Below are 13,706 nucleotides of genomic sequence, written 5' to 3'. Positions count from 1 at the left end.
CTCTAGGGCCGTCCCACACGGTAAGGCGCCGGATCGATAGCCGGCGTCTTGCCACTGAACAGATCGGCCAGCAACTGGCCTGATCCCATCGACTGGGTCCAGCCCAGATGGCCATGACCGCTGTTGATATAGACGCCGTGCACCGGCGTCGCGCCGATATACGGCACCCCGTCCGCCGACATCGGTCGAAAGCCGCACCATTCCCGCGCCGCATCACGATCAAGCTGATCGGCCAGCTGCGGCAACAACTCGCACATCAGCTGCCACAGCTGGTTGAGGCGTGACGCCCGCAAGTGCGGATCAAAACCGGCCAGCTCTGCTGTACCGGCCAGGCGCACACGATCATCCAGTGGCGTGATCGCACCGTGCAGGTGGTGATCAATCAATGAGCGCGCAGGCAAGGCTTCGGGCCTCTCCACCGGCAATGTCAGCGAATAGCCCTTGACCGGCTTGATCGGCAGGTGAATACCAAGTGGCGCAACCAAGGCCGGTGTGGCTGCCGCGCTGCAGAACACCACCTGCTGCGCATCCATCTCACCCGCGCTGGTGTGCAAGGCGGCCACCCGGTTGTTCTCCACCCGCAAGCGCCGGACTTCAACGCCGAGCTCGAAACGAACCCCGCGGACCTGCAGCAGTTCGGCCAGGGCCAGACAGTAGCGCCGCGCATCGCCGGTCTCGTCATCCGGATAATGTATGGCGCCAAGCAGCGGCGCAGACGAGGCGCGTAAGCTCGGCTCACGGCGCAGCACCTCGGCTCGATCGATGACATCCGCACGCAAGCCGTGCGCGCTGAGATGCGCGGCATGCACACTGGCCTGATCCAGGGATTGCTGATCGCGAAACAGCTGCAGCGTCCCGGCGGTTCTCAAGTCGTAGCTGAAACGCACCTGTTCACGCAGGCGCTGAAACTGGTGCAGGCTGTGCATGGCCAGACTGAGATTGGCCCGGGTCGCCCGACGGTGATGGGCCGCTGCAGAATGACGCAAAAAACGCAGGCCCCAGGAAAAATATGCCGGCAAGGCGCGCGGACGCAGTACAATCGGACCCTGCTCACGGCCGACATAGCGCAGCAAGCTGCGCCAGATGCCCGGACTGTTCCATGGGTCTGCCATGGAGGGGGTCAACATGCCGGCATTGGCATAGCTGGTCGCAGCGGCCAGCTCATCACGTGCATCCAGCACGCTCACCGTGTAGCCCTGTTCGTTCAGGGCCCACGCGGACGCCAGACCAAGAAGACCGCCTCCGATCACAACTACGCCGTTGGGATCACTCATTTCCGGGGCAATTCACTGTACAGTACAACTGTGTATCGAACACTCGACAACAACAACATGGCCAACAACCTCAGCGCGCGCAAACGCCAGAAGCGTGAATTGTCGATTCCCGCGCCAGGCCGCAAAGGCAATATCAAGGTTACACGCGAAGGCTGGATCGAATGCGCCAAGGTGGTGCTGATCGAAGAAGGCATCGGCGCGGTCAAGGTCGACCGACTGGCCAAGCGCCTCAACGTAACCCGCGGCGGATTCTACTACCATTTCAAGAACCACCACGGTCTGCTTGAGGCCCTGCTCGACAGCTGGCGCGAACAGAATCTGTTCACTCCGCGAGAAATGCAGGTCGACTCGGTTGATCATGCGGCTCAGACCCTGGACGCAATCTGCGGCAATCTGATTCACGAACTCGGCTTTGATCCGCAATTTGACATGGCCATCCGCGAATGGGCTCGTGTATCCAAGCCGGTTGCAGAAGTCGTGCATCAGGTTGATGACGAACGCATCGCCTCGCTGGAGCAGGTCTTTTCCGGGCTGGGCTATCCGTGCACCGAAGCGCGGGTGCGAGCGCGCGTGTTCTACACCCACCAGATCGGCTACTACACGATCGGGGTGGAAGAACCGACCGCAATTCGCGAGCAGAATTTGCAGAGCTATCTCAATGTGCTGGGCGGCACGGCCTACCGCAAGGCTTACCGCGGCTGAAACCCGCCACCTTTCATGAGCGCGCACTACAGCATCAGCGTGTTCGAGATGCTCAAGATCGGCATCGGCCCGTCCAGTTCCCACACGCTGGGGCCATGGCGTGCCATACAGCGCTTTGTGCAGGAGCTGCCCGGCGATAGCGAAATACAGCGCCTACGCGTCGAACTGTTTGGCTCGCTGGGCTTGACTGGAAAAGGTCATGGCACCGACATGGCCGTGCAACTGGCCTTGCTCGGCCAGGACCCTGAAAGCATCGACACCAACCGCATTGGCGCCTTGCTGGAAACTCTCAAGCCCCACGGCGAGATTCATCTGCCGCACGCTCGTGTATGCCGCTTCACCCCGCAGCAGGACATCATATTTCGCGCCGACAGCGCCCTGCCCGGCCATGCCAATGCCTTGCGCTGTCACGCTGAGCTGGCTTTGGGCGAGGTGTTCACCCGTACGTATTATTCGGTGGGCGGCGGCTTCGTGGTGGCCGACGACGACACCCACACCAGCGCCAGTGGACCATCATTACCTTACCCTTGCAGCCGTGCGACTGATCTGCTCGAACACTGTCGCAGCAACGCGCTCAGCATCGCCGACATGGTTCGCGCCAATGAACGCGCTTGGCGCGACGATGCCGCCATTGATGCCCAGCTCGCACAGCTGTGGCAGGTCATGCTCAGCGCCATGCATCAGGGCTGTTATCGCCAAGGCGAACTGCCCGGCGGACTGCATGTGGTCCGTCGCGCGGCGGCGATGAATCAGCAGCTGCTGGGTGAGGCCGACAGCCGCGCAGCCGCGAACAGTCCGCAGCAATGGCTCCAGAGCTTGCGGCGCGCGCACCAGGATTTCGGCACGACCCTGCGCGGCCTCAGCATGTTCGCACTGGCCGTGAACGAGGAGAACGCTAGCTTCGGACGCATCGTAACCGCACCGACCAATGGCGCGGCCGGCGTCATACCGGCCGTGTTGATGCATTTGCTGTGCAGCCAGGCGGCCGCGGACGATACCCGTCTGATCGAAAACTTTCTGCTCGTCGCCGGGGAAATCGGCACTCATTTCAAGAAGGGGGCGACCATCTCAGCCGCCGCGGGTGGATGCCAGGCCGAAATCGGGGTGTCTTCGGCGATGGCCGCTGCGGCACTCACCGAGGCCATGGGTGGCAGTGTGGCACAAGCCCTGGTTGCGGCCGAAATTGCCATGGAGCATCACCTCGGCATGACCTGCGACCCGGTCGCCGGCCTGGTTCAGATCCCGTGTATAGAACGCAACGCCATGGGTGCAATCAAAGCCGTGAACGCGGCCCATCTGGCCCTGGCGCGCGCACCGGATGAGGCCCGTGTCTCGCTGGACGAGGTGATACGCACCCTGGCCGACACCGCGCGCGACATGCACAGCAAATACAAGGAAACCTCACAGGGCGGACTGGCGGTCAATATTGCGGTCAACCACACCGAGTGTTGATCGCGTTGCTCTGGCAGGGCATGCCCGGGGCTATACCACACGGCCTGTAATTTTCACCGACAAACGCTCAATCAAATTGACGTGTTTGGGCTTAAATTGCCGCCGCGCGATTGCGAGCGTCAAAAAACAGTCGAACCCTAACGCGGACACTTTATAGGTGTGGTTTTCTTTAGCCTGTTTTTTTAACCCGCAAAATACGCCCCTCGCCACACCGTAAATTCCTTTATTTCAAAGGAATGTCCATGTATTCTTGACAAAAATCTCAAGTAGATCAGCTGTTCCAGCTAATCCGACAAGCCAAATCATGGGCAGGGGAATCATGAATCAGATTGCATACAGTCGTCACTTTTTTGTCGCGTTTGTGATGCTGTTCGTTGCTGCATGCAGCAGCAACAACGGCCCGATCACCACAGGCATTCCAAGCGGGGCACCCAGCAGTGTGCAGTTTCAGCAAAACACATTGCAGGCTGTCGCCTCCGAAGACAGCTCGACCCAACTCAATCTGATTGCCAGTTTTGACGACGGCACCAGCAAGGCCGTTCGCAATTTTGACGTGACCGAACTGGCTGACTGGTCTTCATCCAACAACGATATTGCCAACGTCAGCAATACGGCGGGCACGAAAGGCTTGGTATTTGGCGCCAATTCCGGCAATGCCACCATCACCGCAAGCTTTCGGGGCGTTTCCACCGACATCAGCTTTACGGTGCTCGATGCCACACTGGAACGCATCGATATCAACCCTGCGTCCATCAGTCTGGTCAAGGGCACCAGCCGTGATATCACGATCAGCGCCCGCTACAGTGACGGCACCACGCTGGATGTCACCGAAGATGCAACGCTGAGCGTTGCAAACACCGACATTGCAACCGTCACCCGGCCCGACAGTGCCAGCGCACGTGTCAATGCAGTAGAAGTTGGCTCAACCACCTTGAACGCCAGTTTCGGGGACTTCACTGACAGCGCGACCATCACGGTTCAGGGCGTTGCTTTGCAAAGCCTGACCTTAAGTCCGTCGTCACCGTCGATAGCCAACGGCCGCACCGTTGATTTCGCTCTTCAAGCCAACTTCGCCGATGGCTCCACGCAAGATGTCACCGAAGATGCAGACTGGTTGAGCGACAACCCCAATGTGGCCAGTGTCAGTTCAACGGCCGGCAGCAAAGGCATCGCCACCGCCCAGGCCGTCGGTACAGCCACGATCCGAGCCAGCTTCAGTGGCACCTCACAGTCCACCGTAATGACCGTGACTGACGCGGTGCTGGATCGCCTTGAAATTGATCCGGCGAATCCGAGCATTGCTGACGGCACCAAGCAGCAGTTCGCCGCCACGGCCATTTATTCTGATGGCAGCAATGAAGATGTGACCTCCGATGTCAGCTGGGAAAGCTCCGACGAAACCGTGGCAGTTATCAGCGATTTGGCGGCCAACCGCGGCGAAGCCACTGCGCTGGACGTGGGACAAACCACGATCACGGCAACCCTGCAGAACGAAACGCCGGTCACGACCGTACTGACCGTGACCAGCGCAACACCGACCGCGCTGGCAATCGAACCGCTGGACAGCTCGGTTGCACTCAATCGCACCCAGCAATTCAGCGCTACGGCCACCTTCACTGACAACAGCACCCAGGACGTCACCAGCAGCACCACCTGGGATAGCGATGATCAGCAGATCGTCAGCTTCAGCAACCTGAGCGGCGAAGAAGGTCTGGCGCAACCACAGGCTGAAGGCAGCGTCACCGTGACCGCCACCTATGCCGGTTTCACGCAGACGACCCAGCTTACGGTCAACCCCAACACCACCGTCAGCAGCATCATTGTCAGCGCGAGCAACAGTGCGTCCTTTGCCAACGGGACCACCGAGCAGCTTATCGCTGTTGCCAACTATGCCGACGGCTCTACCGATGACGTCACCACATTGGCAACCTGGACCTCGGCCAACGATGCGATTGCCACAGTGAGCAACGACGCAGCCTCCAAAGGCTTGGTCACCGGCCAAGGCGTGGGTCAAACTGACATCACAGCAACCCTTGAAGGCGTGAGCGGCGACCTGCCCATTACCGTGACGGCTGCGGTGCTGCAAAGCATCAGCGTGACGCCGGTGAACCCGAGCGTCCCTGCTCAGCAATCCCAGCAATTCACCGCAACCGGCCGCTACAGCGACAACACCGAGCAGAACATCACCGCCAATGTGCAGTGGTCGTCCTCGAACGAAAACGTCGCCATTGTGAGCAACCAAAGCGGTAATAAAGGTCTGGCCAGCGGCAATGTCCAGGGCAGCGCGACCATTACTGCCACGCAGGGCGAGTTCTCGGGCAGCAGTGTGCTCACGGTCACCGATGCCCTGCTGCAGAGCATTCAGATTCAGCCTGCCAACGTCAACCTCGCAGACGGTATCTATGTGCGTTACAGCGCAACCGGGCTCTACTCCGATGGCAGCAACCGTGATATCACGGACGACGTCAACTGGTCGTCGTCCGATGCGGACTGGGCAAGCATCAGCAACATCGGAGCCAACTCCGGGCGCGCGCTGAGCAAAGCGCCGGCGGGCAGCGTGCCTGGCGATAGCTCCACGTTTTCAATACAGGCGGTACTGGACGGAGAGTTTGCCTCGGCAACGATGAAGGTCACGGTTGCAACCCTGGACTCGCTGACCATTAGCAACGAAGGCAACAGCGGTCCGCTGGATTTGCCGAAAGGTCTGCAAACCCCGTTGGCTGCCGTGGGCACATTCAGCCATACCGTGCCAGCACGTGACTTGTCTGATCAGGTGTCCTGGACCTCAGATAGCGCGGGTATCGCATCGGTCAGCCAGACCGGCATGCTGAATGCACGCAATCTGGGCACCACCAGCATTCGTGCCAAGCACACGCATCCTGGCAATGCCACCGAAACCAACGATGACATCACTGTCACGGTCAGCAATGAGCAGATAGCCACGCTGGAAATTTCGCCGCTGGACAGCTCCGTGCCCAACGGTAACGAAGTGGCCTACACCGCCACAGGGACCTACACCAACGGTGCCGTGCTCGACGTGACTGACAGCGTTAACTGGACCGCTACCCCTAACATGGATGGTAACGCCACGATCGGCGCCGACGGCGTAGCCACGGCCACCGCTCTTGGTAATGTCACGATTACCGCAACCGACCCGACCAGCGGGGAGTCTGCGTCCACCGGCTTGACCGTGACTGATGCCATTCTGGAGCAGATCGATATTAGTTCTGCAGGTGGTGTGACCAGCATTGCTGAAGGGCAAACACTGGCGTTCACTGCAACCGGTTACTACTCCGACGATCCTGGCCGAGTCAACCCGGTTGATGTCACCGACTCGGTGACCTGGGTCTCCTCGGCAGCCTCTGTAGCCAGTATCAGCAATGTGGATCCGAACGAAGGTGAAGCCGAAGGGCTGAGTTCAGGCGTGACCCAGATCGCCGCCGGTGACGATGGTATCGACAGCAACGCAATCACCTTGACGGTGACCGACGCTGTCATCACCAGCATCACCATCACGCCCAACGATGACCCGACCGATCAGGCACAGGGCACGAACCGCCAGTTCACCGCAATGGCCTCGTTCAGCGATGGCGCGACCGATGTTGACGTGACCGATCAGGTGACCTGGAGTTCTTCCGATCCGGCACTTGCGGACGTCAGTAATGCGACTGGCTTTGAAGGCCTCGTGTTCGTCAAGACGGATGCCTCGGTTGGCGGTATTGTTACCATCTCCGCGCAGGCTGACGGCATCACTGACACATCCGATGTACAGGTCACCGATGGCGAACTGGTCTCAATCCAGATCAGTCCCGCCAACGACAGCGTTGCCGCAGGCGACGACCTGCAATTCACCGCCATGGGGAATTACTCCGATGGACGCCCGGCAGAAGACATCACCGCGTCGGTGAACTGGTCGTCCCTGGATGAAAGCATCGCCACCATCGAAAACGGCGGCATGAACGCCGGGCTGGCCACAGGCGTTGCCGATGGTGTCACGAGCATTCGTGCAGCTGACCCGGGCAGTGATGTTGAGGCCTCAACCTCCCTCACCGTGACTCCATAAGCGAACAAAGCGCACAAAAAAGGGCTCCTCGGAGCCCTTTTTTATGTACGCCTGTTACTGCTCAGATAGCTCAGTCGTCAAGGTTGAGCCCACCATCGTCCATGGTCGACGGACGTTTCCAGTAGCTGTACTGCGGCGTCCATGAACTTTCATCATGGCCGGCGAGCGCCAGTATGCTCCACATGGAGCAGTAGTCATCGCCGGGCCCAAAGCTGGCTGCATTCATGCGGAAGATGCGTTCGCCATCGCGGCGATAGCAGACGATACCGGGGTAGTTGTCCTCACCCGGACACACCGTCTGTTCTTGCGCATAGCTGGAACCGGCATGTGAGGCCATGCGGAAACGCCAACCGCGTGCGTTAGCCATACGCCGCTGCTCATCGGGGCTGTCCTTGGACACCATAGCCAGCGCGAATTTATCCTCCAGATGCGGCACGAAGCCATTCAGCCCATCCGCCCACAAGGTGCAATAGCGGCAGCCCTGCCCCATATTGTGAATCACGAACAGAATGCTCTTTTCACCGAACAGGTCGAGCAGGCTGAGTTCACCACTCAGATCGCGCAGGGCGTAGTTCTGAATACGCTGAGGTTCACTGCTGGCGCGTAAATCGCGCAGCTGTTTCTTAAGTTCAAATATCTGCTTTTCGAGCTTTTCAATCTCGTTCACACCCGGTCTCCTCCGGTTTCTGGCCCGCCAGCATTGACCGAGGCGCGGCCCGGGTCAACAGCAGCTTTCGTCGAAATGACGATGACCGGCGACTGCAGTGGCCGTTGCGCTGGAATCGATCAAACCGGCTGCGCTGGCCGCGCGATGCTGCTCAAGGATGTCGGCCACGGCCAGCGTCAGGCGACGGGCGAACGGAATGTGCAGAAACTCATTCGGCCCGTGCGCGTTGGAACCCGGCCCGAGCACGCCTGTGATCACGAACTGGGCACTGGGAAACTTCTCGCCCAACATACCCATGAACGGAATTGAACCACCCTCGCCCATCATCGCCGCTGGCTTGCCGTAGGCCCGCTCGGAGGCGCCATCAACGGCCGTTTGCAGCCAGGCGGCCAAGGGCGGCGCATGCCAGCCGCTGGCCGCTTTGTCGGCCCGGAAGCTGACTTTGGCACCATAAGGTGGATCGCTCTCCAGCACCTGCTTGATCCGGGCGCTGGCCTCGTCACCATCCAGAGTCGGCGGAAAACGGAAGGACAGCATCAGACTGGTGTGCGGACGCAAGACATTGCCGGCATCGGCCAGCGCGGGCATGCCGCCCACACCGGTGTATGACAGCGTGCCGCACCAAGTGCGGTTGAGGATCAGCTCCGCCCCAACGGCGCTCATCAGGTGCGCGCCACTGACCAGCGGAAAGGTCTCGAACAGGGCCGGGCCGAGAATGGCGGCTGCCTGCTCGGCCTGATCAATACGTTCCTGTGGAATCTCGACATGCAACCAGTCCGGAATCAAACGTCCGCTGTCGCGATCTTCAAGCCGCGCGATGAGCTGGTTGGCGATCCGGAAACTGGACGCCACCGCGCCGCTGGCCGCCCCGGAGTGAACACCCTCCTCCAGAATGTCGACGCGCAGCTCGCCAGCCAGGTTGCCGCGCAGCGAGGTGGTCAGCCACATCTGCTCGTAGTTGCCAGCACCGGAATCCAGGCACACCACCAGCGACGGCGCGCCAATCCGTTCGGCCAGATGGTCGACGTAATACGGCAAATCCGGACTGCCCGACTCCTCACAGGCTTCGATCATGACCACACAACGGGCATGCGCCACACCTTGCGCCTGCAGCGCCATCAGGGCGGTCAACGAGGCGAAGCAGGCATAACCATCATCGGCGCCACCGCGGCCGTAAAGCTTGTCATTGCGCAGCACCGGCTCCCACGGCCCCAGCCCATCCGACCAGCCTTCCATCTCCGGTTGCTTGTCCAGATGGCCATACATCAGCACCGTATCGCTGCAGTTCGGATCACCCTCAATTTCGATCAGCAGCAGCGGTGTGCGCCCCTCAAGACGCACCACCTCGACCTGGGCACCGCGCAGCTCGCCGGCCTCGATACAGCCCCGGCACCAGCGCGCGAATTGCTCGACCACCTGCTCCATGTATCCGTTCTCGCGCCAGCGCGCGTCAAACATCGGCGACTTGTTGGGGATTCGGATGTACTCAATCAGCTCGGGCACGATCTGCTCGTCCCAGCGCTGGTCAATGAAGCCACGAGCCGCGGCCAGATCGAAAGTGCTCATATCAGTTCCAGTTCAGCAGGACCTTGCCGGACTGGCCCGAGGCCATGGCGTCAAATCCCTGCTGAAAATCAGTGATGGAAAATTCGTGGGTGATGACCGGATCAATGTTCAGGCCGGACTCCAGCATCGCCGTCATCTTGTACCAGGTTTCAAACATTTCGCGGCCGTAAATACCCTTGAGGGTGAGACCCTTGAACACCAGCTTTTCATAGTCCAGGGCGACCGGCGCTGCGGGTATACCCAGCTGGGCGATGCGTCCGCCGTGGTTCATGACGCTGAACATCTGGTCCATGGCGGCGGCGTTGCCGGACATTTCCAGACCCACATCGAAACCCTCGCGCATGCCCAGATCGCGCATCACCTCGGGCAGGGCTTCACGACTCACATTGACCACCCGATCAGCACCCATCTGCCGGCCCAGATCCAGGCGATAGTCATTCACGTCGGTGATCACCACGTGGCGTGCACCCACATGCCGGGCCACCGCCGCGGCCATCAGGCCAATCGGTCCGGCGCCGGTGATCAGCACATCCTCTCCGACCAGATTGAACGCCAGCGCGGTATGCACCGCGTTACCCAGAGGGTCGAAGATCGCCGCATGGCGGTCGTCAACCGCATCGGGAATCGGGAACACATTGACCGCCGGGATCATCAGATACTGGGCAAAACTGCCTGGTCGATTAACCCCGACGCCAATGGTGTTGCGGCACAGATGACGGGTGCCGGCCCGGCAATTGCGGCAATACCCGCAGGTGATATGGCCTTCGCCGGAAACCCGCTGACCGAGCTGCAGACCGTCGACATGCGAGCCCAGTGCAGCGACCCGTCCGACGAACTCATGTCCGACCACCATCGGCACGGGAATGGTGTGCTGGGCCCAGTCGTCCCAGTTATAGATGTGCATGTCCGTACCGCAGATGGCGCTGACAGCCACCTCGATCAACACATCGTTGGGCCCCGGCTGGGGAATCTCGACCTCGACCTGCCAGATGCCCGGCTCAGGCTTGAGCTTGGACAGGGCGTGCATCTGCGCGCTCATGCGATCACTCCCAGCGCGCGTCCGACCGTGGCAAAGGCCTCAAGCGCCTGATCCAGCTGACGCCGGTCCAGCGCGGCCGACATTTGCGTACGAATACGCGCCTGCTCGTGCGGCACCACCGGATAGGAAAAACCGATCACGTATACGCCCAAGGCCAGCAGTTCATCGGCCATGCGGCTGGCCAGCTGTGCATCGCCCAGCATGACCGGCACGATCGGATGCTCGCCCGGTTTGAGGGTGAAACCCAGCCGGTGCAAGCCATCGCGCCAGTAGCGCGTGTTGTCGAACAGCCGCGCGCGCAGCTGATCGTCATCCGCCACCAGATTCAGGGCCTCAATAGCGCCGGCGACCAACGCTGGTGCCACGCTGTTGGAAAACAGATAGGGGCGCGCCCGATTGCGCAGCCAGTCAACAATGGGACGCCGCGCGGCCACGAAACCACCAGAGGCGCCGCCCAGCGCTTTGCCCAGCGTGCCGGTGATGATGTCGACGCGCCCTTCCACCTCACGAAACGCCGGCGTGCCGCGCCCACCAGGACCAAGAAAGCCATGGGCGTGCGCGTCGTCGATCATGACCAGGGCATCGTAGCGATCGGCCAGCTCGCAGATCCGGTCAAGCGGCGCGATGGTGCCATCCATGGAGAACACGCCGTCGCTTACGATCACCCGAAAGCGCTTGTCGGCATGGGCTTGCAAATGCGCTTCCAGCGCCTGCACATCGCAATTCGGATAACGCGCGCGCTGAGCCTTGCACAGGCGGATACCATCGATCAGGCTGGCGTGATTGAGCGCATCTGAAATGATCACGTCCTGCTCGTTGAACAACGCTTCGAAGACCCCGCCGTTGGCATCAAAAGCGGATGGGAAGAGAATCGCATCCTCGCAGCCCAGCCAGGCCGCCAGACGTGTTTCCAGACTGCGATGCAGATCCTGGGTGCCACAGATGAAGCGCACCGAGGCCATGCCGAAACCGTGACTGTCGAGCGCCTCATGCGCGGCGGCGATCAAACGCGGGTCATCCGCCAGTCCGAGGTAATTGTTGGCGCACAGATTGATCACTGCACGACCATCGGCCAGCGCGATACGCCCGGCTTGAGGCGAAATCAGGGTTCGCTCACGCTTGTACAGGCCCTCCTCGCGCAGCTGATTAAGTGCATCGTCGAATAGCGCGGCAAAGCCGTTGTCTGACATGATTCAGCCCATAACATGGCGTCAAAACACAACTATACATCAATGTATTTATCGTCAGCCATGAAGGCTCAAGGAGTGCCGTGATGAATCCAAACATGACCATAGGCAAGCTGGCCAAAGCCGCTGACGTGGCCATCGATACGGTGCGCTACTACGAGCGTCAGGGCCTGCTGCCACAACCCCAACGCACCACATCGGGCTACCGTTTGTATGCCGAGGACAGTCTGCGCCGCCTGCGTTTTATCCGCCGCGCCAAGGCGCTGGGCTTTCAACTCAATGACATCGCCAGCCTGTTGCGCCTGACCGACAACGACGGTGCATCAGCCTCGGTGCGTGCGCTGACCCTGCAACATCTGGACGTGGTCAACCGCAAGATTGAAGATCTGCTCAGCGTGCGCGACGCTTTGCAAACTCTGGCCGCGCGTTGCGACGGCGAAGGCTGCATTCACCACTGCCCCATCATCGACGCTTTGAACAACGAATCTGGTATGCCCGCATGACCCTGTATCGCCCTTTACGCCACGCGCTCGTCCTCACCCTGCTGCCCCTGGCGCCTGTCTGGTCGCAAAGTGTTGCTGACCCCATCAGCGCACCGGACATGCACGCCTGCAAAGCCCGCTGGCAGGACATGGCGCGTGAACAGGGGCTCAATGAAGTGACCCGCGCACAGCTGATTCCCCAGCTTGAGTATCTGCCGCGCGTGCTCGAACTGGACCGCCGCCAACCTGAATTCAGCAGCACCTTCGGCAACTACCTGAACCGACGCGTGACCGACACCCGCATCGAGAAAGGCCAGGCGCTGCTGGCCGAACACAGCGAGCTGCTTGACGGCCTGACCCGCGACTACGGCGTACCACAGAACATTCTGGTTGCCTTCTGGGGGCTGGAAACCAACTACGGCAGCTATCTTGGCGACACCCAAACGCTCAACGCGCTGGCCACTTTGGGTTGTGATGAACGACGCAGCCGCTACTTCAGCGCCGAGTTGATGAATGCGCTGGGCCTGGTGGAAACACACAAGCTGGATCCGCAAAGCATGCGCGGTTCATGGGCCGGAGCCATGGGCCACACCCAGTTCATGCCGAGCAACTACAAACGCTACGGCGTGGATGGCGATGGCGACGGTCGCATCGATCTGTGGAACAGCACCACCGATGCGCTGACCTCGGCTGCGAATTTCCTGCAACAGCTGGGCTGGCAGGCCGGCCAGCGCTGGGGCCGTGAGGTCAGCCTGCCGCGCGATTTCGACTACCGCCTGGCCGGCATCAAATCGCCCCGCCCGCTCAGCGAATGGCAACGTCTTGGCGTGCGCCACGCGGCTGGCGGCACGCTGCCCGTCGCCGACTTCGACGCGGCCTTGATTGTGCCCGCTGGCCACACCGGACCGGCCTTTCTGGTCTACCAGAATTTCCGCATCATCATGCGCTGGAACAACTCTCAGGCTTACGCATTATCAGTGGGTTTGCTTGCCGATCGGATCAACGGCGCCGCGCCGCTGGTGCATCCTCCACAGGGCGAACTCCAGCGCATCAGTCGCGCACAGATCAAGTCCCTGCAGGAGCGCCTTAACGCGCTGGGCTTTGATGCCGGCAAGCCAGATGGCATCGCTGGCTCCGGAACACGCGCCGCCATCCGCGCGTTTCAGGCCTCCCGCGGCATGATTGCCGACGGCTATCACTCGGCCGAAGTCTTCCAGGCGCTGGGCGTAGATCTGACCGTCGCGCGCTAGCAAGCTCGCGAGCCAAGCCGTAGC

The 13,706-nt window shown here is 60.9% G+C and carries 10 protein-coding genes; 5 read left to right on the top strand and 5 right to left on the bottom strand.

The window, feature by feature from the left end; translation table 11 throughout:
* Nucleotides 1-2 precede the first annotated feature (2 nt).
* Nucleotides 3-1,274, bottom strand: a complete 1,272-nt coding sequence (locus ATO7_RS11675; RefSeq protein ID WP_083561961.1) for a D-amino acid dehydrogenase — start codon at nucleotides 1,272-1,274, stop codon at nucleotides 3-5.
* 30 nt (nucleotides 1,275-1,304) lie between these two features.
* Between ATO7_RS11675 and ATO7_RS11670 the strand changes: the two genes are divergently transcribed.
* The 3 genes from ATO7_RS11670 (at nucleotide 1,305) to ATO7_RS11660 (ending at nucleotide 7,491) form a co-directional block, all read left to right on the top strand.
* Entirely contained in the window at nucleotides 1,305-1,976 is a 672-nt protein-coding gene (locus ATO7_RS11670) for a TetR/AcrR family transcriptional regulator (RefSeq protein ID WP_146680317.1), read from the top strand.
* 15 nt (nucleotides 1,977-1,991) lie between these two features.
* Nucleotides 1,992-3,428, top strand: a complete 1,437-nt coding sequence (locus ATO7_RS11665; RefSeq protein WP_146680316.1) for an L-serine ammonia-lyase — start codon at nucleotides 1,992-1,994, stop codon at nucleotides 3,426-3,428.
* Nucleotides 3,429-3,747: 319 nt separating this feature from the next.
* The gene (locus tag ATO7_RS11660; protein WP_158523182.1) at nucleotides 3,748-7,491 is read left to right on the top strand and encodes a beta strand repeat-containing protein; all 3,744 of its coding nucleotides are present in this window, start codon (nucleotides 3,748-3,750) and stop codon (nucleotides 7,489-7,491) included.
* Between the two features lie 70 nt (nucleotides 7,492-7,561).
* Here ATO7_RS11660 and ATO7_RS11655 read toward each other — a convergent pair whose 3' ends face one another.
* From ATO7_RS11655 to ATO7_RS11640, 4 genes are read right to left on the bottom strand one after another with little or no spacing between them, the layout of a single operon-like run.
* On the bottom strand, nucleotides 7,562-8,158 hold the full coding sequence (locus ATO7_RS11655; protein ID WP_083561958.1) for a DUF899 family protein: 597 nt from the start codon (nucleotides 8,156-8,158) through the stop codon (nucleotides 7,562-7,564).
* 54 nt (nucleotides 8,159-8,212) lie between these two features.
* Entirely contained in the window at nucleotides 8,213-9,724 is a 1,512-nt protein-coding gene (locus ATO7_RS11650; RefSeq protein ID WP_083561957.1) for a M20 family metallopeptidase, read from the bottom strand.
* Between the two features lies 1 nt (nucleotide 9,725).
* Complete coding sequence (gene tdh, locus ATO7_RS11645) at nucleotides 9,726-10,763, bottom strand: L-threonine 3-dehydrogenase (protein ID WP_240499471.1); 1,038 nt, start codon at nucleotides 10,761-10,763, stop codon at nucleotides 9,726-9,728.
* Nucleotides 10,760-11,953 carry a glycine C-acetyltransferase gene (locus tag ATO7_RS11640; RefSeq protein ID WP_083561956.1) on the bottom strand — a complete coding sequence of 398 codons (1,194 nt, stop codon included), beginning with the start codon at nucleotides 11,951-11,953 and terminating at the stop codon, nucleotides 10,760-10,762. Before ATO7_RS11640 ends, tdh begins: the two co-directional genes overlap by 4 nt.
* Nucleotides 11,954-12,036: 83 nt before the next feature.
* Here ATO7_RS11640 and ATO7_RS11635 point away from each other — a divergent pair, with 83 nt between their 5' ends.
* Nucleotides 12,037-12,453 (top strand): MerR family transcriptional regulator, encoded by a 417-nt coding sequence (locus ATO7_RS11635; protein ID WP_083561955.1) that lies wholly within the window; start codon nucleotides 12,037-12,039, stop codon nucleotides 12,451-12,453.
* Nucleotides 12,450-13,682, top strand: coding sequence for a lytic murein transglycosylase (locus ATO7_RS11630; protein WP_083561954.1), 1,233 nt, complete (start codon nucleotides 12,450-12,452; stop codon nucleotides 13,680-13,682). The genes ATO7_RS11635 and ATO7_RS11630 overlap by 4 nt, the downstream gene beginning before the upstream one ends.
* The last annotated feature ends 24 nt before the right edge of the window (nucleotides 13,683-13,706 follow it).

The sequence above is a fragment of the Oceanococcus atlanticus genome (assembly GCF_002088235.1).
GTDB classification, from domain to species: Bacteria; Pseudomonadota; Gammaproteobacteria; order Nevskiales; family Oceanococcaceae; genus Oceanococcus; species Oceanococcus atlanticus.
This window is presented reverse-complemented; position numbering and strand designations above follow the sequence as displayed.

What these genes read in the sequence shown, in the direction of transcription:
- ATO7_RS11675 (WP_083561961.1), bottom strand. Translation starts at nt 1,274, where the DNA reads ATGAGTGATCCCAACGGCGTAGTTGTGATCGGAGGCGGTCTTCTTGGT.
- ATO7_RS11665 (WP_146680316.1), top strand. Translation starts at nt 1,992, where the DNA reads ATGAGCGCGCACTACAGCATCAGCGTGTTCGAGATGCTCAAGATCGGC.
- ATO7_RS11660 (WP_158523182.1), top strand. Translation starts at nt 3,748, where the DNA reads ATGAATCAGATTGCATACAGTCGTCACTTTTTTGTCGCGTTTGTGATG.
- ATO7_RS11650 (WP_083561957.1), bottom strand. Translation starts at nt 9,724, where the DNA reads ATGAGCACTTTCGATCTGGCCGCGGCTCGTGGCTTCATTGACCAGCGC.
- tdh (WP_240499471.1), bottom strand. Translation starts at nt 10,763, where the DNA reads ATGAGCGCGCAGATGCACGCCCTGTCCAAGCTCAAGCCTGAGCCGGGC.
- ATO7_RS11640 (WP_083561956.1), bottom strand. Translation starts at nt 11,953, where the DNA reads ATGTCAGACAACGGCTTTGCCGCGCTATTCGACGATGCACTTAATCAG.
- ATO7_RS11635 (WP_083561955.1), top strand. Translation starts at nt 12,037, where the DNA reads ATGAATCCAAACATGACCATAGGCAAGCTGGCCAAAGCCGCTGACGTG.
- ATO7_RS11630 (WP_083561954.1), top strand. Translation starts at nt 12,450, where the DNA reads ATGACCCTGTATCGCCCTTTACGCCACGCGCTCGTCCTCACCCTGCTG.